Origin of the sequence: Vreelandella hamiltonii (genome assembly GCF_014651795.1) — a bacterium.
Classification (GTDB): domain Bacteria; phylum Pseudomonadota; class Gammaproteobacteria; order Pseudomonadales; family Halomonadaceae; genus Vreelandella; species Vreelandella hamiltonii.
The window spans coordinates 48,020-72,102 of sequence record NZ_BMXO01000020.1 but is presented as its reverse complement, the minus strand read 5'-3'; the positions used below and the strand labels follow the sequence as shown (position 1 = coordinate 72,102).

The 24,083-nt window shown below is 60.7% G+C and carries 26 protein-coding genes and 4 tRNA genes; 17 read left to right on the top strand and 13 right to left on the bottom strand.

The features are described 5' to 3' along the window. Positions 1 to 153 precede the first annotated feature (153 nt). The 5 genes from IE061_RS16700 (at position 154) to prpF (ending at position 6,938) form a co-directional block, all read left to right on the top strand. The gene (locus IE061_RS16700) at positions 154 to 900 is read left to right on the top strand and encodes a GntR family transcriptional regulator (protein WP_016914365.1); all 747 of its coding nucleotides are present in this window, start codon (positions 154 to 156) and stop codon (positions 898 to 900) included. 4 nt (positions 901 to 904) lie between these two features. Beyond that, complete coding sequence (gene prpB / locus IE061_RS16695; RefSeq protein WP_016914364.1) at positions 905 to 1,807, top strand: methylisocitrate lyase; 903 nt, start codon at positions 905 to 907, stop codon at positions 1,805 to 1,807. A 57-nt stretch (positions 1,808 to 1,864) separates the two neighbouring features. Continuing rightward, entirely contained in the window at positions 1,865 to 2,992 is a 1,128-nt protein-coding gene (prpC, locus tag IE061_RS16690) for a bifunctional 2-methylcitrate synthase/citrate synthase (protein WP_016914363.1), read from the top strand. Positions 2,993 to 3,024: 32 nt separating this feature from the next. After that, positions 3,025 to 5,667, top strand: a complete 2,643-nt coding sequence (acnD, locus tag IE061_RS16685; RefSeq protein ID WP_193462098.1) for a Fe/S-dependent 2-methylisocitrate dehydratase AcnD — start codon at positions 3,025 to 3,027, stop codon at positions 5,665 to 5,667. A gap of 92 nt (positions 5,668 to 5,759) precedes the next feature. Further along, the gene (gene prpF / locus IE061_RS16680; RefSeq protein WP_193462097.1) at positions 5,760 to 6,938 is read left to right on the top strand and encodes a 2-methylaconitate cis-trans isomerase PrpF; all 1,179 of its coding nucleotides are present in this window, start codon (positions 5,760 to 5,762) and stop codon (positions 6,936 to 6,938) included. A 119-nt stretch (positions 6,939 to 7,057) separates the two neighbouring features. On the opposite strand, the gene IE061_RS16675 is transcribed toward prpF, so the two are convergent. Next, positions 7,058 to 7,342, bottom strand: coding sequence for a ComEA family DNA-binding protein (locus tag IE061_RS16675; protein ID WP_016914360.1), 285 nt, complete (start codon positions 7,340 to 7,342; stop codon positions 7,058 to 7,060). Between the two features lie 301 nt (positions 7,343 to 7,643). Between IE061_RS16675 and pyrF the strand changes: the two genes are divergently transcribed. Continuing rightward, entirely contained in the window at positions 7,644 to 8,345 is a 702-nt protein-coding gene (gene pyrF, locus IE061_RS16670; RefSeq protein ID WP_193462096.1) for an orotidine-5'-phosphate decarboxylase, read from the top strand. A 16-nt stretch (positions 8,346 to 8,361) separates the two neighbouring features. Here the strand turns inward: pyrF and lapB are convergent, their stop codons facing one another. The 3 genes from lapB to IE061_RS16655 all read right to left on the bottom strand — a co-directional run bounded on the left by lapB (position 8,362) and on the right by IE061_RS16655 (position 10,320). After that, positions 8,362 to 9,561, bottom strand: a complete 1,200-nt coding sequence (lapB, locus tag IE061_RS16665) for a lipopolysaccharide assembly protein LapB (protein WP_193462095.1) — start codon at positions 9,559 to 9,561, stop codon at positions 8,362 to 8,364. Continuing rightward, positions 9,562 to 9,867: a lipopolysaccharide assembly protein LapA domain-containing protein gene (locus IE061_RS16660; RefSeq protein ID WP_039182525.1), complete on the bottom strand. Its 306-nt coding sequence runs from the start codon at positions 9,865 to 9,867 to the stop codon at positions 9,562 to 9,564. Positions 9,868 to 9,966: 99 nt separating this feature from the next. Then, the gene (locus tag IE061_RS16655) at positions 9,967 to 10,320 is read right to left on the bottom strand and encodes an integration host factor subunit beta (protein ID WP_254893852.1); all 354 of its coding nucleotides are present in this window, start codon (positions 10,318 to 10,320) and stop codon (positions 9,967 to 9,969) included. Between the two features lie 165 nt (positions 10,321 to 10,485). Between IE061_RS16655 and IE061_RS16650 the strand changes: the two genes are divergently transcribed. Together IE061_RS16650 and IE061_RS16645 are read left to right on the top strand one after the other, a co-directional pair. Then, a complete protein-coding gene (locus IE061_RS16650; protein ID WP_193462094.1) occupies positions 10,486 to 10,779 on the top strand; it encodes an FAD assembly factor SdhE in 294 nt (97 codons plus the stop codon). After that, positions 10,739 to 11,137, top strand: a complete 399-nt coding sequence (locus IE061_RS16645) for a hypothetical protein (RefSeq protein WP_230478493.1) — start codon at positions 10,739 to 10,741, stop codon at positions 11,135 to 11,137. The genes IE061_RS16650 and IE061_RS16645 overlap by 41 nt, the downstream gene beginning before the upstream one ends. Here the strand turns inward: IE061_RS16645 and nadB are convergent. The 7 genes from nadB to uvrY form a co-directional block, all read right to left on the bottom strand. Continuing rightward, positions 11,134 to 12,729, bottom strand: coding sequence for an L-aspartate oxidase (gene nadB, locus IE061_RS16640; RefSeq protein ID WP_193462093.1), 1,596 nt, complete (start codon positions 12,727 to 12,729; stop codon positions 11,134 to 11,136). The two genes, IE061_RS16645 and nadB, sit on opposite strands and share 4 nt — an antisense overlap. A 187-nt stretch (positions 12,730 to 12,916) precedes the next feature. Further along, positions 12,917 to 13,003 (bottom strand) — tRNA-Leu (locus IE061_RS16635). Positions 13,004 to 13,034: 31 nt separating this feature from the next. Beyond that, positions 13,035 to 13,108: transfer RNA gene (locus IE061_RS16630), tRNA-Cys, on the bottom strand. Positions 13,109 to 13,134: 26 nt separating this feature from the next. Next, positions 13,135 to 13,209: transfer RNA gene (locus IE061_RS16625), tRNA-Gly, on the bottom strand. An 86-nt stretch (positions 13,210 to 13,295) separates the two neighbouring features. Next, positions 13,296 to 13,844, bottom strand: a complete 549-nt coding sequence (gene pgsA / locus IE061_RS16620; RefSeq protein ID WP_193462092.1) for a CDP-diacylglycerol--glycerol-3-phosphate 3-phosphatidyltransferase — start codon at positions 13,842 to 13,844, stop codon at positions 13,296 to 13,298. 100 nt (positions 13,845 to 13,944) lie between these two features. Next, entirely contained in the window at positions 13,945 to 15,759 is a 1,815-nt protein-coding gene (gene uvrC, locus IE061_RS16615; RefSeq protein ID WP_193462091.1) for an excinuclease ABC subunit UvrC, read from the bottom strand. A 46-nt stretch (positions 15,760 to 15,805) separates the two neighbouring features. Beyond that, positions 15,806 to 16,456, bottom strand: coding sequence for a UvrY/SirA/GacA family response regulator transcription factor (gene uvrY, locus IE061_RS16610; protein ID WP_039182542.1), 651 nt, complete (start codon positions 16,454 to 16,456; stop codon positions 15,806 to 15,808). A 173-nt stretch (positions 16,457 to 16,629) separates the two neighbouring features. Between uvrY and IE061_RS16605 the strand changes: the two genes are divergently transcribed. Beyond that, positions 16,630 to 16,705 (top strand) — tRNA-Ala (locus IE061_RS16605). A 142-nt stretch (positions 16,706 to 16,847) separates the two neighbouring features. Here IE061_RS16605 and argF read toward each other — a convergent pair. Then, positions 16,848 to 17,768: an ornithine carbamoyltransferase gene (gene argF / locus IE061_RS16600; RefSeq protein WP_193462090.1), complete on the bottom strand. Its 921-nt coding sequence runs from the start codon at positions 17,766 to 17,768 to the stop codon at positions 16,848 to 16,850. 220 nt (positions 17,769 to 17,988) lie between these two features. On the opposite strand from argF, the gene grxD reads away from it, so the two are divergent. The 8 genes from grxD to IE061_RS16560 are packed head-to-tail and all read left to right on the top strand — an operon-like array spanning position 17,989 to position 23,815. Then, complete coding sequence (gene grxD, locus IE061_RS16595) at positions 17,989 to 18,339, top strand: Grx4 family monothiol glutaredoxin (RefSeq protein ID WP_039182647.1); 351 nt, start codon at positions 17,989 to 17,991, stop codon at positions 18,337 to 18,339. A gap of 32 nt (positions 18,340 to 18,371) precedes the next feature. Then, positions 18,372 to 20,273, top strand: a complete 1,902-nt coding sequence (dnaX, locus tag IE061_RS16590; RefSeq protein WP_193462089.1) for a DNA polymerase III subunit gamma/tau — start codon at positions 18,372 to 18,374, stop codon at positions 20,271 to 20,273. A gap of 38 nt (positions 20,274 to 20,311) precedes the next feature. Further along, positions 20,312 to 20,638 (top strand): YbaB/EbfC family nucleoid-associated protein, encoded by a 327-nt coding sequence (locus IE061_RS16585; protein ID WP_016914346.1) that lies wholly within the window; start codon positions 20,312 to 20,314, stop codon positions 20,636 to 20,638. Positions 20,639 to 20,641: 3 nt separating this feature from the next. Then, positions 20,642 to 21,247: a recombination mediator RecR gene (gene recR, locus IE061_RS16580; RefSeq protein WP_081138363.1), complete on the top strand. Its 606-nt coding sequence runs from the start codon at positions 20,642 to 20,644 to the stop codon at positions 21,245 to 21,247. 51 nt (positions 21,248 to 21,298) lie between these two features. Further along, a complete protein-coding gene (gene rnd, locus IE061_RS16575) occupies positions 21,299 to 22,432 on the top strand; it encodes a ribonuclease D (RefSeq protein WP_167385714.1) in 1,134 nt (377 codons plus the stop codon). Next, entirely contained in the window at positions 22,429 to 22,722 is a 294-nt protein-coding gene (locus IE061_RS16570; RefSeq protein WP_096922690.1) for a YcgL domain-containing protein, read from the top strand. The genes rnd and IE061_RS16570 overlap by 4 nt, the downstream gene beginning before the upstream one ends. Positions 22,723 to 22,732: 10 nt before the next feature. After that, positions 22,733 to 23,314: an acyl carrier protein phosphodiesterase gene (locus IE061_RS16565; protein ID WP_039182559.1), complete on the top strand. Its 582-nt coding sequence runs from the start codon at positions 22,733 to 22,735 to the stop codon at positions 23,312 to 23,314. 42 nt (positions 23,315 to 23,356) lie between these two features. Next, positions 23,357 to 23,815, top strand: a complete 459-nt coding sequence (locus IE061_RS16560; RefSeq protein ID WP_144983830.1) for a YcgN family cysteine cluster protein — start codon at positions 23,357 to 23,359, stop codon at positions 23,813 to 23,815. Positions 23,816 to 23,874: 59 nt separating this feature from the next. On the opposite strand, the gene IE061_RS16555 is transcribed toward IE061_RS16560, so the two are convergent. Then, complete coding sequence (locus tag IE061_RS16555) at positions 23,875 to 24,033, bottom strand: hypothetical protein (protein WP_186299152.1); 159 nt, start codon at positions 24,031 to 24,033, stop codon at positions 23,875 to 23,877. Positions 24,034 to 24,083 lie beyond the last annotated feature (50 nt).

Here is a 24,083-nt window from a genome sequence, read left to right as displayed (position 1 = left end):
GAGAGGGGCCCGCAACAGAGATTGTAGACATTTGCGCAGGAGGTCTCGTCAGGTGTGCAACGAAAGATGAATAAAAACGCTTATTTTCCGAGGTTGACGTCAGAAAGGGGGAGGGCTAAAGTTTCATCATCCCTTAATTGTCGACAATTAACCATGACCTTACTTGCTTCCACTTCACCACTACCGGACGGCGACGCCAGCGACGTCGTCTCGCCAGAAGTACGCACACTGGCCGAGCGTGTGTTTCACCAGTTGCAAAGCGCCATTGTCCGTGGGGAACTGGCGCCTGGCAGCAAAATCACTGAGCCTGGGCTTTCGAAGACCTACGGTATCTCTAGGGGGCCGCTGCGCGAGGCCATGCGGCGTCTCGAGGCCCACCGATTGATCGAGCGCGTGCCCCATGTGGGCGCCCGGGTCGTCAAGCTTTCCATGAAAGAGCTGCTGGAGCTTTTCGACGTGCGCGAGGCGCTGGAAAGCATGGCGGCGCGGCTGGCGGCTGAGCACATGTCTGCCCAGGAAATCCAGGGGCTGCGAGACGTTCTGGCGCTGCACGAAAGCCAGGGCGACCTCAAGCGCGGGGAAGCCTATTACCAGCGCGAAGGCGATCTCGATTTCCATTATCGCATCGTTCAGGGCAGTCACAACAAAATGTTGATGAACCTGCTGTGTGATGACCTCTACTACCTGGTGCGCCTCTACCGCACGCAGTTCAGCGCCAGTGGTGCCCGCCCTCAGCGGGCGTTCGTGGAGCACCACCGGATTGTCGATGCCATCGAGGCCGGCGATGCCGAGCTGGCCGAGCTATTGATGCGTCGCCATGTCAGCGCGTCACGGGCGAACGTAGCAGACCGCTACGCCGCCATTCTTGAACAACAAACAACAACCGAAGACAGGAGCTGATGTCATGACCGCTTCATCCACTTCTCGCCTGAGCCCTGGTGGGCGCTTTCGTGCCGCGCTGGAAGCCCAACGCCCGCTGCCCATCCTGGGTACCATCAATGCCTATACGGCCATGATGGCCCAGCGCGTGGGGCACCAGGCCATTTATCTCTCCGGCGGCGGCGTGGCCAATGCCTCCTTCGGCCTGCCGGATCTGGGCATGACGACCATGAACGACGTGGTCGAGGATGCACATCGTATCTGTGCTGCCACGGAGCTTCCGCTGCTGGTGGATATCGATACCGGCTGGGGCGGCGCGTTCAACATTGCGCGCACCGTGAAAGAGATGCAGCGCGCCGGAGTCGCCGCAGTGCATCTGGAAGATCAGGTCGCTCAGAAGCGCTGCGGTCATCGCCCCAACAAGGCGATCGTTTCCCAGCAGGAGATGGTGGACCGCATCAAGGCTGCGGCCGATGCCAAGCTGGATCCGGATTTCTACCTCATTGCACGCACCGATGCCTTCCAGAAGGAGGGGCTCGATGCCGCCATCGAGCGCGCCAACGCCTGTGTGGAAGCAGGAGCCGACGCCATCTTCGCCGAGGCCGTGCATACCCTCGACGACTATCGCGCCTTCTGCCAGCGCGTCAATGCGCCGATTCTGGCCAATATCACCGAGTTTGGCGCCACGCCGCTGTTCAGCCAGCAGGAGCTGGGGGGCGTCGGCTGCCGGATGGTGCTCTATCCGCTGTCGGCTTTCCGCGCCATGAACGCGGCGGCCCTGAAGGTTTACCAGAGCATTCTGGAGCATGGCCATCAGCGCGAGGTGGTCGACACCATGCAGACCCGCGATGAGCTGTACGATTTCTTGAATTACCACGATTTCGAACAGAAGCTCGATGCGCTGTTCGCCGAACAAAAAGACGCTTGAGTGCGCAGGCAACACATCTAATAACAGTGACAATACTGAGTACGTCAGGAGACTACCATGGCTGATAAACCGCTAGCAGGTGCAGGATTACGTGGGCAGAGTGCCGGCTCGACGGCGCTGTGTACCGTGGGTAAAACCGGTTCCGGCTTGACCTATCGCGGCTTCGACATCAAGGAGCTGGCTGAGAAAGCCAGGTTCGAAGAAGTAGCGTACCTGCTGCTCAAGGGCAAGCTGCCCAATCAGGCGGAGCTCGATCACTACATCACCAAGCTGAAAGGTCTGCGTGGGCTGCCCGAGGCCCTGAAGACGGTGCTCGAGCAGATTCCGAAGGACGCCCATCCCATGGATGTGATGCGTACCGGTGCCTCCATGCTGGGCAATCTGGAAACCGAAGAGAGCTTCGATCAGCAACAGGACGTGGCGGATCGGCTGCTGGCGGTGCTGCCGTCGATCATCTGCTACTGGTACCGCTTCAGCCACGACGGCGTGCGCATCGACACCCAGACCGACGATGACTCGGTGGGCGGTCACTTTCTGCACATGCTGCGTGGTGAGCCCGCTTCCGAGCTGCATGCTCGGGTCATGAACGTCTCGCTGATTCTCTATGCCGAGCACGAATTCAATGCCTCCACGTTCACCGCACGGGTGTGTGCCTCGACGCTGTCGGATATGCACTCCTGTGTCACCGGGGCGATTGGCTCCCTGCGCGGTCCGCTGCACGGTGGCGCCAACGAGGCGGCCATGGCGATGATCGAGCACTGGCGCTCGCCCGAAGAAGCCGAGCGAGAGATGCTCGGCATGCTGGAGCGCAAAGAGAAGATCATGGGCTTTGGTCATGCCATCTACCGTGAGTCCGACCCGCGCAATGCGATCATCAAGGAGTGGTCGAAGAAGCTGGCGGACGACGTCGGCGACACCGTGCTCTACCCGGTATCGGTACGTTGCGAAGAGGTCATGTGGCGGGAGAAGAAACTGTTCTGCAATGCCGATTTCTTCCACGCCAGCGCATACCACTTCATGGATATTCCGACCAAACTGTTCACGCCCATCTTCGTCATGTCGCGGCTGACCGGCTGGGCCGCCCACGTATTCGAGCAGCGTGCCAATAACCGCATTATTCGCCCCAGCGCCGACTACATCGGCCCGGAGAAGAGCGAATGGGTGCCCATTGAAGCCCGTGACTAGGCGTTTGGCTCTGTGACCAAGTGAGAGGCATCATGAACACGAATTATCGCAAGCCGCTGCCGAATGTGTCGGTGGCGGGCGCACCAGTGGACTTTTTCGATACGCGTCAGGCCGTCGAGGAGATCCAGCCCGGTGCCTATGCCCAGTTGCCCTATACGTCTCGGGTGCTGGCCGAGCAGCTGGTTCGGCGCTGTGATCCGGCGCTGCTGACCGACGCCCTCAAGCAACTGATCGAGCGCAAGCAGGAGCTGGACTTTCCCTGGTACCCGGCCCGGGTGGTGTGCCACGACATCCTGGGCCAGACCGCGCTGGTCGACCTGGCCGGGCTGCGCGACGCCATTGCGGAGAAGGGCGGTGACCCTGCCAAGGTGAACCCGGTGGTACCGACGCAGCTGATCGTCGACCATTCGCTGGCTGTGGAGCACGCCGGTTTCGAGAAGGACGCCTTCGAGAAGAATCGTCAGGTGGAAGATCGGCGTAACGACGACCGCTTTCACTTCATCAACTGGACCAAGCTGGCGTTCGAGAACGTCGACGTGATTCCTCCCGGCAACGGCATCATGCACCAGATCAACCTGGAAAAGATGTCTCCGGTGGTGCAGTGCCGCCCGGATGAGCAGGGCGTGCAGGTGGCCTACCCGGACACCTGCGTGGGCACCGACAGCCACACGCCCATGGTGGACGCGCTGGGCGTGATCTCCGTGGGGGTCGGGGGGCTGGAAGCCGAGAGCGTGATGCTGGGCCGCGCCTCCATGATGCGCTTGCCCGATATCGTGGGTGTCGAGCTGACGGGTAAGCTGCAGCCCGGTATCACTGGCACCGACATGGTGCTGGCGATTACCGAGTTTCTGCGCCGCGAGCGCGTGGTCGGCGCCTATCTGGAGTTCTTCGGGGAAGGTGCCGACGCACTGTCGGTGGGGGATCGGGCGACCATCTCCAACATGACCCCGGAGTACGGCGCCACGGCGGCGATGTTCTATATCGACGACCAGACCATCGACTACCTCAAGCTGACCGGCCGTGACGATGAGCAGGTAGCCCTGGTGAAGGCCTACGCCCAGCATACCGGGCTCTGGGCCGATGACCTGACGCAGGTAGTCTACGAGCGCATCCTGCGCTTTGACCTGTCCAGCGTGACGCGTACCCTGGCGGGGCCTTCCAACCCTCATGCCCACCTGCCTACCACGGAGCTTGCCAAGCGCGGCATTGCCGTCGGGCTGGACAAGGCGCGGGAAGAGGAGGCAGCAGGCAGGATGCCCGATGGGGCGGTGATCATTGCAGCCATCACCAGCTGCACCAATACGTCCAATCCACGCAACATGGTGGCGGCAGGCCTGATTGCCCGAAACGCCAACCGCCTTGGCCTGACCCGCAAGCCGTGGGTCAAGACCTCGCTGGCTCCGGGGTCGAAGACGGTCAAGATGTACCTGGAAGAAGCCGATCTGATGGGCGAGCTGGAAGCGCTGGGCTTCGGCGTCGTGGCATACGCCTGCACTACCTGCAACGGCATGTCCGGTGCATTGGAGCCGAGTATCCAGGAGGAGATCATTCGTCGCGATCTCTATGCCACGGCGGTGCTGTCGGGTAACCGCAACTTCGATGGGCGTATCCACCCTTATGCCAAACAGGCGTTTCTGGCCTCGCCGCCACTGGTGGTGGCCTATGCCATTGCGGGCACCATCCGTTTCGATATCGAACAGGACGTGCTGGGTCACGACGCCCAGGGCAATCCGGTCACCCTCAAGGACATCTGGCCGGAAGACAGCGAAATCGATGCCATCGTCAAGGCGTCGGTGAAGCCGGAGCAGTTCCGCCAAACCTATATCCCGATGTTCGATCTGGATAAAAGTGCGCGTACTCAGGTAAGCCCGCTCTACGAATGGCGGCCCCAGAGTACCTACATTCGCCGCCCGCCCTATTGGGAAGGCAACATGGCGAAAGAGCGAGGGCTGAAAGGCATGCGCCCGCTGGCCATCCTGCCGGACAACATCACCACGGACCACCTGTCGCCGTCCAATGCCATTCTCATGGACAGCGCCGCTGGCGAGTATCTGCATGCCATGGGTTTGCCGGAGGAGGACTTCAACTCCTACGCCACCCACCGCGGAGACCACCTGACCGCCCAGCGGGCCACCCTGGCCAATCCCAAGCTCTTCAATGAGATGGTGCACGACGAGCAGGGCAAGGTCATGCAAGGCTCGCTGGCGCGTATCGAGCCGGAAGGCACCGTGACCCGCATGTGGGAAGCCATCGAAACCTATATGGCGCGCAAACAGCCGCTGATCATCATCGCGGGTGCCGACTATGGCCAGGGGTCGTCTCGAGACTGGGCGGCCAAGGGCGTGGCTCTGGCCGGGGTCGAAGCGATCGTGGCAGAAGGCTTTGAACGTATCCACCGCACCAATCTGGTGGGTATGGGCGTGATGCCGCTGCAATTCGAGGAGGGCACGACTCGGAAAACGCTGGCGCTGGATGGCACCGAAATCTACGACGTGGAAGGAACGCCTGCACCCAGAGCCCTGCTGACGCTGGTGATCCATCGCCAGCAGGGAGCTGTGGAGCGTGTGCCGGTGGTGTGCCGTCTGGACACCGCCGAGGAGGTCACCATCTACTCCGCCGGTGGTGTGCTGCAGCGCTTTGCGCAGGATTTTCTGGAATCCAGCGCCGCTGTCTAGCCGCGTTGTCCCAGCGTAGCACCGGAAGGGAAAGCCCAACGAGTGAACATCGACGGCCTGACGCGTGTCAGGCCGTTGTCAGGAGAGTGACCATGGCGCACGCAGCGCAGATGAGTATTCCCGCCACCTACATGCGAGGTGGCACCAGCAAAGGGGTGTTTTTCACCCTCAGTGACCTGCCTCCCGCTGCGCAGCAGCCGGGTGAGGCGCGAGACAGGCTGCTGTTGCGGGTGATGGGTAGCCCCGACCCCTATGAAAAACAGATCGATGGGATGGGCGGTGCCACGTCCAGCACCAGCAAGGCGGTGATTCTCTCGAAAAGTACTTCCCCGGAGCATGATGTGGATTACCTGTTTGGGCAGGTGTCCATCGACAAGCCTTTCGTGGACTGGAGCGGCAACTGCGGCAACTTGTCTGCGGCGGTGGGCCCCTATGCCGTGGCCAATGGGCTGGTCGACCCCGCGCGGGTGCCTGAAAACGGCGTCGTGGAAGTGCGTATCTGGCAGGTCAACATACAGAAAACCATCGTTTCTCAGGTGCCGATCAGCCACGGCGCCGTTCAGGAAACCGGAGACTTCGAGCTGGATGGCGTCACCTTTCCTGCTGCCGAGATTCCGGTGGCGTTTCTGGATCCTGCCGACGGTGAGGGGGCGATCTTCCCCACGGGGCAGCCGGTGGATGAGCTGGAGGTGCCCGGCATCGGAGTGCTCAAGGCGACGCTGATCAATGCGGGTATTCCTACCGTGTTCATCGATGCGCAAGCACTGGGTTACAGCGGCTGTGAGCTGCAAGAGGCGATCAACGGCGACCCGGATGCACTGGCCAGGTTCGAAAGAATACGTGCCTATGGGGCCGTCAAGATGGGGTTGATTACCCATGTGGACGAGGCCGCCAGCCGTCAGCACACGCCCAAGGTGGCGTTCGTGGCACCACCGGCTGGCTATACGTCTTCCAGTGGGCAGCGGGTCGAGGCCGAGTCGATCGATCTGTTGGTCAGGGCGCTCTCCATGGGCAAGTTGCATCACGCCATGATGGGCACTGCGGCCGTGGCCATTGCCGCGGCAGCGGCCATTCCGGGGACACTGGTGAACCTGGCAGCAGGCGGCAGCGAACGGGAGTCGGTCACTTTTGGCCACCCCTCCGGCACGCTCAGGGTAGGCGCTAAGGCCAGCCTGGTGGAGGAACGCTGGCAAATCGATCAGGCGATCATGAGCCGCAGTGCTCGGGTATTGATGGAAGGGCGAGTGCGCGTGCCGGGTGATGTGCTGTAATCGACGGCAGGCACTGCTTTGACCACCCTGGTGGCCACTTGCTGAGTGGTGCCCGTCACGGTATAGGCGCAAGGCTTGCCGTGACGGGCGGGGTGGTCATGGTGTCGCGTGTGATGTGATTAATCCTCTACCACGACCTGGTCGCGCATCCGGTCAACGGTGGCCGGACCAATGCCGCTGACCCGTGTCAGGTCGTCAGCGCTCTCGAAAGCGCCGTTGGTTTCACGCTCCTCGATGATGGCGGCCGCCCGGCTGGGGCCAATGCCCGGCAGTTCCGCCAGCAGCTCGGCGTCGGCACTATTGACATTGATGGGGGCGATTGCCTGGGCCAGCGCGGCGCTGGACAAGCCCAGGCACAGTGACATCACGAGTGCGGCTACAAATCCCTTGAACGTTTTCTGCATGTGAAGTACCTCATCGGTGTTGGTTCGTCGCTCGGCTCGCCAAGAGCCAAGCCTCCTTGATCGCCAGCATGACCGAATTGCTTGCGTCCTTAGTCAACTTAATCTTTTGGCGCGCCTCGCGCTGTAAGCCATTGCCGACAGTTTTTGTAATCCGTTTGCCATGAGGGATGTCGGTAATCGCTTACACAGCCGCGTGACGAGGGCTGTTACACTAGCAGGGTGGCAGACCGTCGCCCATTGAACGGGTTCGTGACAGACATGAACCTTTCCATTGTTGATCTAACGAGCACGGAGTAAGCGCGTGTCCACCGACTCACCTATCATCATTGCCCTTGATTACCCTTCGCTTGACGCGGCCCTGTGCATGGCTGACCAGCTCGACCCGGCGCGTTGCCGTGTGAAGGTCGGCAAGGAGCTGTTCACGCGCAGCGGCCCAGCAGTACTGGAGGCATTGCATGGTCGGGGCTTCGAGGTATTCCTGGACCTCAAGTTTCACGACATTCCCAACACCACCGCCAGTGCGGTGCAGGCGGCGGCAGAGCAGGGTGTGTGGATGGTCAATGTTCATGCCTCCGGTGGGCGCAAGATGATGGAGGCCGCGGCCCAGCGGCTGGCGGAGCATCGTTTGAAGACGCACTTGATAGCCGTCACCGTGTTGACCAGCATGCAGGAAGAGGATTTGGCCAGCGCCGGCGTGAGCGGCGGGATCGATGCCCAGGTGGATCGTCTCGCGGCGTTGACGCATGCCAGTGGTTTGGCGGGAGTGGTGTGTTCTGCCCACGAGGCGGCACCTCTGAAGGCTCGGTATGGTGATGGCTTCCTCAAGGTGACGCCGGGAATTCGTCCCCATTTCGCCGCAGCCAATGACCAGCAGCGGATCATGACACCTGCAGAAGCCATGCAGGCCGGTAGCACTCATCTGGTCATCGGCAGGCCGGTCACTCAGGCAGAAGACCCGATGGCGGCATTGGTCGCTATCGAAAGCGAGCTGGCGAGCGTCTGAGGCTGGATGCGAGCGGCTATTCGCCCTGAACGCCCGTGACGGGCTTGATGGTGCCCCAGCGTCGGCAGCTGGGGCACTGCCAGCTCAGGCTGTCGCTGTTGAAGCCGCAGCGGCGGCAGCGGTGACGATGTCGGTCGGACAGCAGCTGGTCAGTGTGGTGCTTGAGCAGCAGCAAGCGTGTGTCGGGAGAAGCTTTGCCTGACAGTTTCTCGCTTTCGAGATAAAGATCCACCAGGTAGTCGAGGCCACCCAGGCTCGGCGCTTCTCGTAACCACGTGCCGATCCGCTCGATGGCGTTGTCGACTCCTTCTCGCTGGTGGATCAGGGCCCCCAGGGTAATCATGACGCTGGTGTAGGGGGCTTGCCCCAGCAGCCGATACAGGTGGTTTTCCAGGCCGTCCAGGTCATCGTTGCGGGTATAGGCCCGTTGCAGGACCGGCAGCATGGTGGGGATGTGGGCGATATCCTGTTGAAGTATATGGTCGAGCCGCTCGATGGCCTTGTCATGATGGCCGTTTTCCATATCGAGTTCGGCCAACAGCAGGGTAGCTCTGACGCAGCGCTCATCGAACTGCAGCGCTTTTTTCAGATGTTTGCGAGCCAGCGGGCGGCTTGCCTGGGCGATCTCCTGTTCTGCCAGTTCGCACAGCCAGTGGGCGGCGGGTCGGCGCATGGCAGGTTGCAGCTTCATCAGGGGCTGGGCGGTCTCCAGCGCTTCATGCCAGTCGTTTTCTCTTTCCAGCAGGTCGATCAGCAGTCGGCGCGCTTCCAGGCACATAGGCTCGCTGCTCGAGTGTTCGAGCACGCTGCGCAGCAGCCGCTGGGCGCGATCATGCACGCCCAGAGCGATGAAATCTCGCGCCAGCTCCAGTTGAACGTGTTCGTTGGTCTCTGCCGACAGGGCGGGGCGGGCCAGCAGGTTTTGATGAATACTGACGGCCTTGTCGGCTTCACCGCGAGCGCGAAACAGCTTGCCCAGGGCAATATGTGTTTCTGCCGTCTCGCTATTGATGTCGAGGGCATGAATGAAGGTGTTGATGGCTTCGTCGGGCTGCTCGTTGAGCAGATAGTTCAACCCGACGAAGTACTCTCGAGATAGATCGGGTGGGCGTGACAAAGGGACCTGCCGCTGGCGCCTGGTCGCATGTCTGACCCCAAGCGCAAAGCCCAGCACAATGGCGGTCAGCAGCACGCCCAGCAGCACGGCATCTTGCATTTATGCCAGTTCCTTGAACTCCTGGGTGCGGAGGCGGTCGAGCTCCTTGCGCTGTTGCTTGTTGTGGCGTTCGCTGCGCACCAGCTTGGCTCTCAGGCGTACGTACACGCCCAGCATGGCGATCATGCCGACTACCACGCCCAGCGTCAGCGTTGCCAGCAGCCAGACCGACAGCGAGACGGCAGGCAGCTCTGTCCAGATCAGGTTCAAGGCAATGGTCTGCTGGTTGTTGACGGCAAAAAGAATGCCGACCAGCAGCACTATCAGTAGAATGATGGCCAGAATCAGCCCTTTGATCCAACGCATGTGTGTTTCCTGGTTAGTGGCGTTCGCGGTAGTGCTATTGTGTCTGAGTCTAAGCGTGACGTCATCCCGAAGAACGTCGAAGGGGGCGTTTGCTCAGGCTCAATAGCCCAGCGCTCGACTGGCGTCTACCTGTTCCCGCAGCTCTTTGCCGGGCTTGAAGTGGGGGACATATTTGCCGTCCAGTTCCACCGGGTCGCCCGTCTTGGGGTTTCTGCCGGTGCGTGGCTCGCGGTAGTGAAGTGAAAAGCTGCCAAAGCCCCGTATTTCTACTCGCCCGCCGCTGGACAAGGCATCGGTCATATCATCCAGGATGATACGCACTGCCGTTTCGACTTCCTTGGCGGATAGCTCCGGTTGACGCATCGCGATTTGTTCGATTAGTTCAGACTTGGTCATCGGTTGGCTCCCTGCAAACGTTAAAGGCCGTTCTTGCGCATGCGACCTCGATACCATCGAAATCAGCATACTTCGCCAAACGGCATAAAACAATTCAGATAAAACAAGGTACTAGCTTGGTGAGCTCAAGGCTGAGTAACAGCATAGGCGAAGCCGGGCGCTGGCGCGACCCTGTCGCTCCGGTATACTGCCTTTTCATTCCCTTTACGTGGAGAAGTGGCGTTGAACGACGATACATCCCCAGCAGCTGTGCTGCGCAAGCGGCTCTATTGGCACTCCCGTCGTGGCATGTGGGAGTTGGACTTGCTGTTGATTCCGTTTCTGGAGGCACGCTTCGAGTCGCTCAGCCATGAGCAGCAACTGACCTATCAAAGGTTGATCGAAGAGGAAGATCAGGATCTGTTCGTCTGGCTGATGCACCGCGAGTGGCCGGAAGACCCGGAGTTGCGTCAATTGGTCCAAATGATCGTCGAGCATGCAGAAACCACCGATAACGCTGCCTATCGTACGCTCTAACGTGGCCAGCGGCGTTCATGCAGCATTGTTGATGGGCTGCATGACGTTGCTGATGCTCCTCGTCAGCGCTGCTTGGATCGGGGTGGCCTTGGTGGTGGGGTTGGTGGTGTGGTGGGGCAGCCGCTGCCGTCAGCCGGCAGGAACATTGCAGCTCGTGCATACAGGGCAACACTGGGCGGCAAGCTGGTTGTTGCCTACTGGTGAACTGGGCCCCGAGCAGCCTGTGTGCTGTGACTATTTGGGGCCCTGGTTGGTGGGGCTGCGTGTCGGCAGCCAGCGTATCTGGATATGGCCTGACAGCCTGCCTGCCTCAGAGCAGCGCCAGCTGCGCCGCTGCCTGCACCGTCCCGGTCGTTAGCGCCTGGCGTTGGGCAGGTCGTCCAGCGTCAGTCGGGAAGGTTGGCTGTCTGGCTGGGCCGAGGGCCAATCGGTGGAGTAATGCAGGCCGCGTGACTCATGGCGTTGCAGGGCTGCCAGGGTGGTCAACTGTGCCAGGGCCAGTGCCTGGCCAAGCTGAAGGCTGTCGGGGTGCTGCCGCTCAGGATCCAGTGCTTTCAGGTTCTGCGCCATGTTCTCCAGCGCCGCATAAGCGCTGTTCAAGCCCTGCTCGCTGCGCACGATGGAAACATGCTGGCTCATCACGCTGCGCATGGCGTGGCGCAGCTCGTCGAGGGCGTTCCGGTCCACCTTGATGTGTGCATCAAAGGGCCTGTCAGCCAGCGCTTCAGATAGTTGGCAAGGCGCCGTCTGCGGCTGGCTGAGCAGATGCAGGGCGCAGCTGCGGGCGTAGACCAGGCACTCCAGCAGGGAGTTGCTGGCCATGCGATTGGCGCCATGCAAGCCGGTATAGGCGGTCTCGCCGATGGCGTAAAGGTTAGGCACGTCGGTTGCGCCTGCGCTGTTGGTGGCAATGCCGCCGCAGCTGTAGTGGGCGGCGGGTACGACGGGGATGGGTTCCCGGGTGATGTCGATGCCCCGTGAGGCGCAGTGGGCCAGAATAGTCGGGAAGTGGTGGCGTAGGTTGGTGTCGCCCAGGTGGCGCACGTCGAGCCAGACATGCCCCAGCGTCCCTTGCTGAATGTTGGCATCGATGGCGCGGGCCACGATGTCACGGGGCGCCAGTTCGGCACGCGCATCCAGCGCCAGCATGAAGCGCTCTCCCGCCTCGTTCAGCAGGTGGCCACCTTCTCCTCGCACGGCTTCGCTGATCAGAAACGCAGGGCCGTTGGGGTCGAACAGGCAGGTGGGGTGAAACTGCTGAAACTCCAGGTTGCACAGGGTGGCGCCCAGCTCGGCGGCCATCATCATGCCTTCTCCGCTGCTGGGGGCGGGGGTCGTCGTATGGCGATACAGGCCGCTGGCGCCGCCCGTTGCCAGTACGGTATGCGTAGCCAGCAGGTGGTGAAGATTGCCGCCGCTGTCGATGCCCAGTGCGCCCAGGCAGTGGCCAGAGGCGTTCTGGAGCAGGTGCAGAATGGTCAGGTCGCTGCGCTGGGTGATGTTGGGGTGGGCAGCGACTTTATCCAGCAGCGTATCGACCACGGCGCGCCCTGTGGCATCGTCGGCATGGATGATGCGTCTTGCGTTATGGCCGCCCTCTCGGGTGAGGTGAAAGGGGTAGCGGGCGCTGGGGTCAGGGTCTGGGGTGAACGGCACGCCATTGTCGATGAGCCACTGAATGGCCTGGGGGCCGTGGTCGACCGTAAAGCGTACGGCCACTTCATCGCACAGGCCGTCCCCGGCAATGAGCGTGTCCTGGACATGGTCTTCGAGCTGGTCGTCGGGTGACAGGACGGCAGCAATCCCGCCCTGGGCCCAGCGGCTGGCCCCTTTGTCGTCCTGGGCAGGGCGCACCAGCAGCACCGAGCGTTGATCGGCCACTTCCAGTGCCAGCGTCAAGCCGGCGACGCCCCCACCAATAATGACGATGTCGGATGTTGACGTGCTCATTGGGCCCGCTCCTCCATGACTTACAAGTACAAGTGGGTGGCTAGCGTCGCCATCGTTCGCTCGGCATCATAGCGCGACTGAGGGTGTCGGGCGATGCATCGACAACAGGAAGAGATGGTAGGCGGTGGCCAGACACAAAAAAAGCCGCGTCGATCAGATGATCTCGCAGCGTCGTCGTCTTTCATATTGGTGCCCGGAGCCGGACTTGAACCGGCACGGAGTTACCTCCGAGAGATTTTAAGTCTCTTGCGTCTACCAATTTCGCCATCCGGGCAGTGTGTCGAAGAGATCGATACACTGGGAAATGGAGGCTGGAGTCGGAATCGAACCGGCGTACACGGAGTTGCAGTCCGCTGCATAACCACTCTGCCATCCAGCCTGACAAGTCATTGGATTGAACCAAATTGGAGCGGGAAAGGAGATTCGAACTCCCGACCCTCGCCTTGGCAAGGCGATGCTCTACCACTGAGCTATTCCCGCTTGACTCGAGGGCGAATTATACGCATCGCCCAGCGATTGTCAATCAATCAATTCGTTAAGTGCTTAAAAAAGCGAGCTTACCCTGCCTACATCGAACGACTGAGGTGCGGCCAGGCGGCGCGCAGGTACTGGATCATGGACCACAGGGTCAGGGTCGCTGCTGCATACAGTATGACCGCGCCCAGCAGTGCAACGCCGTGTCCGGGTGGGAAGGCGAGCAAGACGAGAATGGCGACCATCTGCAGCGTGGTCTTGAGCTTGCCGATCCACGACACGGCCACCATGCCGCGTTTGCCCATTTCAGCCATCCACTCCCGAAGGGCGGAAATGACGATTTCTCGACCGATGATGACCAGAGCGGGGAGCGTCAATACCAGCGTGTCGAAGCGCTCGATGAGCAGCGCCAGTGCCACTGCGACCATCAGCTTGTCGGCTACCGGGTCCAGAAATGCGCCAAACGGTGTCGATTGGTTCCAGCGGCGGGCAAGATAGCCGTCCAGCCAGTCCGTCACCGATGCCAGGGCAAACAGCCCGGCCGCCATCGGCATGCTCCAGCCAAAGGGCAGGTAAAAGAGCACTACCAGAAGTGGGATGAACGCGATTCGTGCCAGTGTCAGTATGTTGGGTATATTCATCGCAGGGCGCGATCCTTGCCGGAGAATCATGAAAGTCGGAATGTAATGTGCCTGGTCATTCTATCCCCCTTGGCGCATTGCATCCATGTTAACCACCGCTTTATCCGTTCAGAGTGACATAAATCGTCTCCGCTAGGGCGGCGCTGATGCCCGGTACCCGAGTGAGTTCGTCACGGCTGGCCTTTTGCACGCCCTGCAGGCCGCCAAAAAACTTGAGCAATTCGCGGCGCCGCTTGGGGCCGATGCCGGGAATGTCCTGCAGGGTAGAGGTGCGTCGCGCCTTGTCGCGTGCTGCTCGGTGCCCCGCGATGGCGAAGCGGTGCGATTCATCGCGAATATGCTGAACGAGGTGCAGGGCGGGAGAGGCTGGTGCCAGTACCAGCGGGTTGTCGCTACTTTCCAGAAACAGGGTTTCGAGCCCGGCCTTGCGGGTAGTGCCTTTGGCCACGCCCAGCAGGACGATGCCTGGCACCTGCAGGTCGGTCAGCACTTGCCGGGCCATGTTCAATTGGCCCTTGCCGCCATCCACGATCAGCACGTCAGGCGCAATGGCTTCGCCACTTTTGACGCGTTTGAGGCGTCGCGTGAGTGCCTGTTGCATGGCGGCGTAGTCGTCGCCTGCGGCCACGCCTTCGATGCGAAAGTGGCGGTAGTCGCTCTTGCGTGGCCCTTGGTGGTCGAACACCACGCAGGAAGCCACGGTAGCCTCGCCCTGGCTGTGGCTGATGTCGAAGCACTCCAGGCGCTCCGGTAGTGAGGGTAGCCCCAGCGCTTGCTGCAGTGACGTGAAGCGTTCGGTGAGCTGCGTGGTGTTGGCCAGCTGCGAGGCGAGCTGCTGTTCGGCATTGGTCATGGCCAGATGCTGCCACTGGGCGCGGTGCCCGCGCACCTGATGGGTCACACGGACTTTTTTGCCTGCCTGCTGGGCAAGCGCGTCGGCAATCAGTGTGCCGTCTTCCAGGGGGAGATTGGTGATCACTTCACTGGGCACGCTGTGGGGCTGACCAAAATAGTATTGGCTGACCACTTCGGTCAGCAGTGCCTCGGGGGAAAGGTCCAGGTCGTTCTTGGGCATGTGATGTCGTGCACCCAGCAGGCGCCCATCGCGTACGCTGAGGATGGAGATGCCCAGCGCGCCAGGGCGTTGAGCCAGCGCGAAAATATCCGCATCGCCATTCTCGTTGTCGACGAACTGGCGTTGCTGCATCTGGCGCAACTGCTGGATCTGGTCACGCAGGCGGGCGGCTTCTTCAAAGTTGAGCGCCCGGCTCGCTGCCTCCATCTCTTCGGTAAGCAGTCGCGTCACATGTTCGCTCTTGCCTTCCAGGCACATGACGGCATGGTCGACATCCCGCTGGTACTCTGGCTGTGAGATGTAGTCCACGCAGGGGGCGCTGCAGCGCTCGATCTGGTATTGCAGGCACGGGCGAGAGCGATGGGCGAAGACGCTATCCTCGCAGTTGCGGATACGAAAGATTTTCTGCATCAGGGTCAGGCTTTCTCTGACTGCGCCGCTGCTGGGGTAGGGGCCAAGATACTGGCCGTCACCGCGCCGCTGTCGGGCTCGCTTGTACTCGAGGGCAGGGTAGGGGTGGCGGTCGGTCACGAATACGAAAGGGTAGGATTTGTCGTCGCGCAGGAGAATGTTGTAGGGCGGACGTAGCTCCTTGATCAGGGTCTGTTCCAGCAGCAGCGCTTCGGTCTCGCTGCGCGTGACCGTGATCTGGATGTCGGCAATGCGCGAGACCATGGCCTGGGTCTTGGCATTGAGCTGGCCGCGAAAGTAGCTGGCCAGACGCGACTTGAGGCGCTTGGCCTTGCCGACGTAGAGCGCATTCTGCTGCTCATCCAGCATTTTATAGACGCCAGGAGAGGCGCTGACGGAGCTGAGGAACTGCTTGGCATCAAAGGGCATGGTGTATCAACGGCGCTTCTTGTCGGCTGAAGCAGCGATGGTAGGTCTATCCCAGGATGGCGTCAAAGCCCTCGACCAGTCCATGGCGCAACGCCAGGTGGGTCAGCTCTACGTCAGTGGCTACCTGGAGCTTGTCAAACAGGCGGTAGCGGTAGGTGTTGACGGTTTTGGGGCTCAAGTGCAGACGGTCCGAAATATCCTGTACGCGCTGGCAATTGACGATCATCAGGGCGATTTGCAATTCACGATGCGAGAGGTGGCTGAAAGGGTTGTCTTCATCGTCGAAATGGGAGAGTGCCAGCCGCTGGGCGATTTCCTGGCTGACATAGCGGCGCCCGTGAAAGACCTGGCGAATGGCATCGGTCATTTCCGTTGCATCGGCACCCTTGCTGAGAAAGCCTGACGCCCCTGCTTCGAGCATGCGCCGCAAGACGCTGTCTTCCAGATGTGCCGTGAGGATGATGACTTTGACGTCCGAAAGCGTGCGGTAGATACGGCGGGTCGCTTCCAGGCCGCCAATGCCTGGCATGCGAATGTCCATCAATACGATGTCAGGCTTCAGTTGTCGGCTCTGTGTGACTGCGTTCTCACCATCATCCACTTCACCCACGATCTTGATATCGCTCTCTTCGTTCAGGAGGTGGGCGATGCTGGTTCTCACCAGGTGGTGATCATCGGCAATTAAAACGTTGATCAAGGGGCTGGCTCCTGCAGGTAATTATCGTGGACTGGGGCGATACGCACGCTGCGTTGACATAGAGTGCCACAGCTCTTGGCAAAGGAGAATTAGTTAATGCTTGTTCACTTTAACTCTTGACCTCGCGCAAACCCTGGAGTAATATTCGCACCGCTGCCGCAATGGCAGCATGTGGGGCCTTAGCTCAGCTGGGAGAGCGCAACACTGGCAGTGTTGAGGTCAGCGGTTCGATCCCGCTAGGCTCCACCAAGATTTCGAAGCGCCGCGTATCTTACGCGGCGCTTTTTGTTTTGCCTGTCATTTTGACTGTCATGTAGCCTCTCATTTGAACTCCTTCTATTGCTGCGCTGCAATCGGCGCCCGTTCATGAGTGAGCGGGCGCCGCTGTGGGCTAGCCGTCGACCTTGCCCAGCAGCAGGAACTCGATCAAGGCTTTTTGTGCGTGCAGGCGGTTGCCTGCCTCTTGCCAGACCACCGAGCGCGGGTCATCGAGCAGCGTGTGGCTGATCTCTTCGCCGCGATGTGCCGGCAGGCAGTGCAAGAACAGGACGTCCGCGTTAGCGCTGTCGAGCATCGCTTCCGTTACCTGGAAGCCCGCAAAATCGGCCTCTCGCTTCGCCTGTTCCTGCTCTTGGCCCATGGAGGCCCAGACGTCGGTGGTGATCAGGTCAGCGCCTTGAGCGGCTTGCTGTGGGTCGCGCAACAGAGTGATGCAGTCGTCGGCGGCTTGCATGATGTCGTCGCGGGGCTCGTAGCCTTCCGGGCAGCAAATTCTCAAGTGGAAACCGAACTGGCGGGCAGCATTGATCCACGAGTGGCACATGTTGTTGCCATCGCCGATCCATACGGCGGTCTTGCCCTTGACGCTGCCGCGCAGCTCGGTCCAGGTCATGACGTCTGCCAGCAATTGGCAGGGGTGGTAGTCGTCGCTGAGCGCATTGATGACGGGCACGCTGCTGGCGCTGGCGTACGCTTCCAGCCCTGCATGGGAGAAGGTGCGGATCATCACCGCGTCGACCATTTCAGCCAGCACGCGGGCGGTGTCTTCGATGGGCTCGCCGCGGCCCAGTTGGGTGTCGCGCGGAGACAAAAACAGGGCGTGACCACCAAACTGGGCCATGCCGGTCTCGAAGGAAACACGGGTTCGCGTGGAGGATTTCTCGAAAATCATCGCCAGAGTGCGGTTGGGCAGCGGCGTGTAAACCGGTCCGTTGGCCTTGAGATCCGTCTTGATCTTGATGGCGCGCTGAATCAGATAGTCCAGCTCTTCAGGGGTCAAATCCAGCAGGGTAAGGAAATGGCGTGTCGCCATGGTGACGTCTCTCCGCGCAAAAACACCATCCTAGCGAGGCCGCAGGGGATGCGCAACGCAAGCGGCATGCGTAGAATATCCGCCACGCAATATGACCGAGTCGTTTGCTCAGGTATTGACGTGCATGATCAAGACTGACGATTACCCGGTCGCAGGGTTAAAGCCAGTGGCCGAATTGCGTACACTGGAAGAGACCACATCTTTTATCGAGGAGCATCCCATGAGCACCACGGCTGACAATATCCAGCGTCAAATCACTGAAAACCCGATTCTCATCTACATGAAAGGCACGCCTCAGCTGCCGCAGTGTGGCTTTTCTGCACAGACCGTTCAGGCGCTGATGAGCTGCGGCGAGCGTTTCGCTTTCGTCAACGTGCTGGATAACCCTGATATTCGCGCCGAACTGCCCAAGATTGCTAACTGGCCCACCTTCCCGCAGCTGTGGGTAGAAGGCGAGCTGGTCGGCGGATGCGATATCGTGATGGAAATGCACCAGAGTGGCGATCTCGAGAAGTTGATCAAAGAAGCTGCCCAGCGTGCAGGCGCTGCTGAGAACGGCACTGACGCCTAACCCAAGAACAGCGCCCAAGGAAGTTTTGCTCCATGAGCTATCAAGTTCTGGCCCGCAAGTGGCGGCCACGCACATTTCACGAGCTTGTGGGGCAGGCCCATGTCCAACGCGCCCTGGTCAATGCTCTTGATCAGGGGCGTTTGCACCACGCTTACCTGTTTACGGGGACGCGGGGCGTCGGCAAGACCACCCTGGCACGGATATTGGCCAAGTGCCTCAACTGCACGGCCAAAGGCCGTGGTGACGAGGGCGTCACGTCGACACCTTGTGGCCAGTGCCCCAGCTGTGAGGCGATTGACCAGGGGCGCTTCGTCGACTTGATCGAAGTCGATGCCGCGTCGCGAACCAAGGTCGAAGATACCCGCGAGCTGCTGGACAACGTTCAGTACGCGCCTACCCAAGGACGTTACAAGGTGTACCTGATCGACGAGGTGCACATGTTGTCGACCAGCAGCTTCAATGCGCTGCTGAAGACACTGGAAGAACCCCCGCCCCACGTCAAGTTTCTGCTGGCGACCACCGACCCGCAAAAGTTGCCTGCCACCGTACTCTCCCGGTGCTTGCAGTTCACTCTGAAGCACATGCCGCCTGAGCGGGTGGTCGAACACCTGAGCTTCGTGCTGGGTGAAGAAGGTGTCGAATACGACGAGAGTGCGCTTTGGCTGCTGGGCAAAGCCGCTGCGGGCTCGATGCGCGATGCCATGAGCCTGACCGATCAAGCCATTGCTTTTGGTCAGGGGGCGGTACGCCATGGCGATGTTGCGGCCATGCTGGGTACGCTGGATCATCGCCACGTACTGGCGCTGGTAGAAGCGCTGGCGAACGTGGACGTTCAACAGCTGCTGCAGGAGGTTGCTCAGCTCGCCGAGCAGGGGCCGGACTTTGCCGCCGTGCTGGATGAGCTGACCGCCATTTTGCACCGGCTGGCCGTTGCCCAGATGGTGCCTGACGCGGTGGATAACAGTCACGGTGACCGCGCTCAGATTCAGCAGCTTGCCGGGCGCTTTACCGCCGAAGATCTGCAGCTTTACTACCAGATCGGTATCCAGGGAAGAGGCGACATGGTGCATGCGCCCGACTTGCGCAGCGCGCTGGAGATGACGCTGTTGAGGATGCTGGTGTTTCGCCCGCAGGGGGTTCCAAAACCCCCCACGGTGCCGCTGCCGCTGCGTCGTGAACCGGTCACTGAGCCCGCGGCCGAGGCTGCGGCCGTTGAGAGCGAGCCAAAAAAGCCTGAGCCTGCGCCGCCCGCTGCGCAGGCTGCACCGCCGCAAACACCTGTTGCGCGGGTATCTGCTGAGCCGCCCCAAAACGTATCAGAGAGTCGCCCGCCAGAAAGTAACGTTGCTGTGGCACAGCCAGCAGAGGAGCCGCCCCCCTGGTCGCTTGACGAAGTGAATCAGGCCGCCATGCTTTCGCCAGAGCCAGAGCCAGAGCCAGAGCCAGAGCCAGAGCCAGAGCCAGAGCCAGAGCCAGAGCCAGAGCCAATTCATCAAGCGTCGATGGTTTCCTCGTCATCTTCGCCCTCGTTGGAAGGCCCGTTGGATCAAGCCGGGTGGCTGGGCTGCTTTGATGCGTTGGGCCTGGGGGGGCTGACGCGTAACCTCGCGGCACACTGTCAGGTGGAAAGCGATGATGGCGCCACGCTGGTGCTGCGTCTGGACCCATCGCAGTCGGCCATGCAGGCTGAGGTGCACAACCAGCGCATCGAGCGCGCGTTGAACGGGATTGGGCTGCCCAGAAAAGTGCACTTCAAGGTAGCGGCGCTGGACACGGGAATCGAGACCCCGCGGCAGCAGGAAGAGCGTCTCCAGCAGGAGCGACATGCCGAAGCGGTTGATCTACTTTATCGTGACCCCAATATTGAGAAGTTACGTCACGCTTTTGGGGCTACGCTGATTGAGTCGACGGTAAAACCCGCATCGCACTCTTGACCCCATCACTTCAGTCATATCACTCAGGAGATCACCGCATGTTCAAAGGCGGAATGGGCAACATCATGAAGCAAGCCCAGGAAATGCAGGAAAAAATGCAGCGCGCTCAGGAAGAGGTCGCCAAGGCAGAAGTGCATGGTGAGGCTGGCGCTGGCATGGTGAAGGTCGTCATGAACGGCCGCCACGATGTGATCAGCGTAGCCATCGACCAAAGCGTCATGGAGGAAGACAAGGAGTTGCTGGAAGACCTGCTGGCTGCAGCCGTCAACGACGCTGTGCGCAAGGTAGAAGCCAACTCGAAAGCCAGAATGGAAGAGGCAACGGCGGGCCTTAACCTTCCGCCTGGCTTCAAGATGCCGTTCTGATCCATGCGCTTTTCCCCCCTCGTAGAGCAGTTGATGGATGCGTTTCGTGTGCTGCCTGGCGTTGGGCCCAAGACGGCCCAGCGCATGGCGATGCACCTTCTGGAGCGTGAGCGCCCCGGCGGGCAGCGGCTTGCCGAGGTGATCTTGCGTGCCATCGAAGATGTGGGTTACTGCCAGCACTGCCGCACGCTGACCGAGGCCGACATATGCGCCTTGTGCGAGAGCCCGCGCCGCGACGACAGCTTGCTGTGCGTGGTCGAGTCGCCAGCGGATCAGCTCGCCATCGAAGAGGCGGGCGGCTTTCAGGGTCGCTACTTCGTTCTGCATGGTCACCTTTCACCGCTGGACGGTGTAGGCCCTGATGCCTTGGGCTTGGCGCTATTGGAAAGCCGAGTGGCCGAAGGGCACATTCGCGAGATCGTGCTGGCCACCAACCCCACGGTAGAAGGCGAGGCGACGGCGCATTACATCGCAGCCCAGCTTGCTCAGTACGGTGTGGCGTTTTCTCGCCTCGCCTACGGTGTCCCGATGGGGGGGGAGCTCGAGTATGTGGATGGTGGCACCTTGAGTCGTGCCTTTAACGGTCGTCAGCCTTTTGCTAGCGATTAAGTCGGATAAAACGCAAGCGCCAAGGCGGTTGTGACAACCTGGAAGACCGAATTGTCCTCTTCAACCTCCTCCTTGTATCAATGGATCGACAGCGCCGAGGCGTTGGATGCCGCCTGCCAACAGGTGGCCAGTGCAGAGGTCATTGCACTGGATACCGAGTTTTTTCGTGAAAACACCTTCTTTCCCGTGCCTGCACTGATCCAGTTTGCCGCAGGGGAAAAAGCGTATCTGGTGGACCCGCTGGTGACCCCTTGTACGCCCGCTTTCAAGGCTCTTCTGCAAAGCCAGGTGCCTAAACTGCTGCATGCTTGCAGTGAAGACTTAGAAGTATTTCAGCACTGGGCAGGAACGCTTCCGACGCCGCTGATCGATACCCAAGTGGCGCAAGCGTTTCTGGGTGAGAACCCGGGAATGGGGTATCAGAAGCTGGTGGAGCACTGGATAGGTGACACGCTGCCCAAGGAAGAGACTCGCTCCAACTGGTTGGAGCGGCCTTTGACCGCTTCTCAATGTGAGTATGCCGCGCTGGACGTGACCTACCTGCTTCAGGTCTGGAAGCGCCAGGCCATCCAGTTGGCTGAGTCAGGGCGGCTTGGCTGGGTCGAGGAAGAGTGTGCATCACTCATCGAACAAGCGGGTCGTGACGAAGAGAGCGACGGCCAGTGGTACACCCGCCAGCGTCAGCTGTGGCGCCTGACACCACGCCAGCTGGAAGCCTATCGTCTGATGACCATCTGGCGAGAAGGTGAAACCCGGCGGCGTGACCTGCCACGCAACTGGCTGGTCAGTGACAAGCTGCTGTTTGCCGTGGCCGAAAAAATGCCTGCAAATCGCTATGAACTGGCAGAGGTAGAGGGCGTCAAGCCACCACTGGTCAAGAAAGAGGGCGATGCCTTGCTGGGGTGGGTGAAGCAGGCGCAACACTGTGCTGAAAGTGCCCTGCCTGCCCGTTGGCCTGACCCCATGCAGCCGCCCTTCAAGCGACGCTTCAAGGCCATCAAACAGGTCGTGGCGGACAAAGCGGCGGCCTTGGGGATTGCGCCGGAAATGCTGCTTCGTCGTCGTGATATCGAAGCGCTGGTCATGCAGGCCATGGCCGGGGAGCCGCTCGATGAACTGCACGGTTGGCGCGGAGTCTGTCTGGGTCAGGACCTTCAACGAGCCTTAGAGGAAGCGTCGGAATGAGCGAGAAGCTACTTTGCGAAATTTTCAGAAGCTCACGAAAAGAAGAGATGTACCTTTACGTGGACAAGCGCAAGGGCATGGTAGACGTGCCCGAGGCCTTGATGGCGACTTTCGGCAAGCCCGTCCCGGTGCTGACCATGATCCTGACCGAGGAGAAGTCATTGGCACGTGTGGCCGCCCGCGATGTCATGGCGGCCATTGAAGAGCAGGGGTTCTACCTGCAGATGCCCCCCGCCAAGGAGCCGTACCTGCTGGACCTGCACCGCGCTGAATCTGCCAGCCGCTCGTGATGATGCCAGAATGAATTTTTTGGCCCATGCCTGGCTGGCACGCCCCGGCAACGATGGTTTTCTCTATGGCAACCTGATTGCCGATGGGGTCAAGGGCAGTGATCTCTCCGGCTGGCCAGCCAGCGTGGCGGACGGCATTCGCCATCACCGCCGTGTGGATGCCTGGGTGGATCAGCACCCTCGGGTACTGGCTGCCCGTCAACGCGCGCCTAGGCAGCAGCGCCGCTATGCCGGTATTGCCCTCGACCTGGTGTGGGATCACTTCATTGCCCAGCAGCAAGCGGGTGAGCGGCAGCATCAGCTCATCGAGCGCTGTTATCAGCTGCTGTCGGCCAGGCCTGCTCCCCAACGGTTGGCCACCATGATGCCCGTACTGGTCGAGCAGGACTGGCTGCGCCGCTATGCGGATTTCGACTTCACCTGTCAGGCCGTGGCAGGCATCGGCAAGCGGTTGACAGGCCCGAACCGTTTGGCCGAGCTGGTCCCTTGGCTATACGATGATTACGCCCTTCTTGAGGCTGACTTCAGCGTGCTGTGGCGCGAATGTCAGGCGCACTTGACCAGCAGCGGCAACGATACCAGCGCCCATTGATCGGCGTCGGCGATCATGCACCTACCCGAGAGAGAACCGAACATGGAAACCACGTTGCGTGAGCGCTTCTGGGAGCGCTACTCGTTGGAGGAGTTGACCGCGCCAGAGTGGGAAGCGCTCTGCGATGGCTGTGGCCAGTGCTGCCTATTGAAGCTGCATGACGATGACACTCAGGAATTGGCCATTCTGAACGTTGCTTGCCGCCTGTTGGATCTACACAGCTGCCAATGCAGTGATTACGAGAATCGCTTTGCCAGCGTGCCGGACTGCACGCAGCTGACGCCAGCGCTGGTAAAAGAGTTTACCTGGCTGCCGCATACCTGTGGCTACCGCAGGGTGGCCGAAGGGCGCAAGTTGGCGGGATGGCATCCCTTGTTGAGCAATGACGCCGAGCGCGTGCATCGCAAAGGTGTAAGCGTCAGAGGCTTTGCGGTATCGCAGGATGAGGTGCCGGAACGGCATCTCGAAGAGCATATCATTGCGGTCATTCCCATGTCTTGACCGCCGACCAACACGCAATGCGCTGCCATCCATGGCAGGGCTGACACCGCTGGCTCACCTTATCGTGGGCTGGCGGTTTTGTTTTTGGCGCTATCCCAGATGGTGAAGAACATCTCTTTCAGCGGGGTACGCGATGCCTGGGGAGCGGCTTTGGGCTGAGGTGCGGAGGCCTTGGTCGGGGTGTCCCAGATAGTGAGAAATTGTTCCTGATATTTCATGACAGACTCCTGATGGAGAGATGGTTTTAGACGTTGGTCTATAAGACGTA

Excerpts from the sequence above, each read along its gene's own strand:
- IE061_RS16560 (WP_144983830.1), top strand. The coding sequence starts at position 23,357 with ATGGAAACCACGTTGCGTGAGCGCTTCTGGGAGCGCTACTCGTTGGAG.
- IE061_RS16660 (WP_039182525.1), bottom strand. The coding sequence starts at position 9,867 with ATGCGTTGGATCAAAGGGCTGATTCTGGCCATCATTCTACTGATAGTG.
- IE061_RS16585 (WP_016914346.1), top strand. The coding sequence starts at position 20,312 with ATGTTCAAAGGCGGAATGGGCAACATCATGAAGCAAGCCCAGGAAATG.
- IE061_RS16555 (WP_186299152.1), bottom strand. The coding sequence starts at position 24,033 with ATGAAATATCAGGAACAATTTCTCACTATCTGGGACACCCCGACCAAG.
- prpF (WP_193462097.1), top strand. The coding sequence starts at position 5,760 with ATGGCGCACGCAGCGCAGATGAGTATTCCCGCCACCTACATGCGAGGT.
- IE061_RS16565 (WP_039182559.1), top strand. The coding sequence starts at position 22,733 with ATGAATTTTTTGGCCCATGCCTGGCTGGCACGCCCCGGCAACGATGGT.
- IE061_RS16570 (WP_096922690.1), top strand. The coding sequence starts at position 22,429 with ATGAGCGAGAAGCTACTTTGCGAAATTTTCAGAAGCTCACGAAAAGAA.
- uvrC (WP_193462091.1), bottom strand. The coding sequence starts at position 15,759 with ATGCCCTTTGATGCCAAGCAGTTCCTCAGCTCCGTCAGCGCCTCTCCT.
- dnaX (WP_193462089.1), top strand. The coding sequence starts at position 18,372 with ATGAGCTATCAAGTTCTGGCCCGCAAGTGGCGGCCACGCACATTTCAC.
- IE061_RS16645 (WP_230478493.1), top strand. The coding sequence starts at position 10,739 with ATGCAGAAACCACCGATAACGCTGCCTATCGTACGCTCTAACGTGGCC.
- recR (WP_081138363.1), top strand. The coding sequence starts at position 20,642 with ATGCGCTTTTCCCCCCTCGTAGAGCAGTTGATGGATGCGTTTCGTGTG.
- acnD (WP_193462098.1), top strand. The coding sequence starts at position 3,025 with ATGAACACGAATTATCGCAAGCCGCTGCCGAATGTGTCGGTGGCGGGC.
- prpB (WP_016914364.1), top strand. The coding sequence starts at position 905 with ATGACCGCTTCATCCACTTCTCGCCTGAGCCCTGGTGGGCGCTTTCGT.
- grxD (WP_039182647.1), top strand. The coding sequence starts at position 17,989 with ATGAGCACCACGGCTGACAATATCCAGCGTCAAATCACTGAAAACCCG.
- prpC (WP_016914363.1), top strand. The coding sequence starts at position 1,865 with ATGGCTGATAAACCGCTAGCAGGTGCAGGATTACGTGGGCAGAGTGCC.
- IE061_RS16700 (WP_016914365.1), top strand. The coding sequence starts at position 154 with ATGACCTTACTTGCTTCCACTTCACCACTACCGGACGGCGACGCCAGC.
- IE061_RS16655 (WP_254893852.1), bottom strand. The coding sequence starts at position 10,320 with ATGGTATCGAGGTCGCATGCGCAAGAACGGCCTTTAACGTTTGCAGGG.
- lapB (WP_193462095.1), bottom strand. The coding sequence starts at position 9,561 with ATGCAAGATGCCGTGCTGCTGGGCGTGCTGCTGACCGCCATTGTGCTG.
- pgsA (WP_193462092.1), bottom strand. The coding sequence starts at position 13,844 with ATGAATATACCCAACATACTGACACTGGCACGAATCGCGTTCATCCCA.
- argF (WP_193462090.1), bottom strand. The coding sequence starts at position 17,768 with ATGGCGACACGCCATTTCCTTACCCTGCTGGATTTGACCCCTGAAGAG.
- IE061_RS16675 (WP_016914360.1), bottom strand. The coding sequence starts at position 7,342 with ATGCAGAAAACGTTCAAGGGATTTGTAGCCGCACTCGTGATGTCACTG.
- nadB (WP_193462093.1), bottom strand. The coding sequence starts at position 12,729 with ATGAGCACGTCAACATCCGACATCGTCATTATTGGTGGGGGCGTCGCC.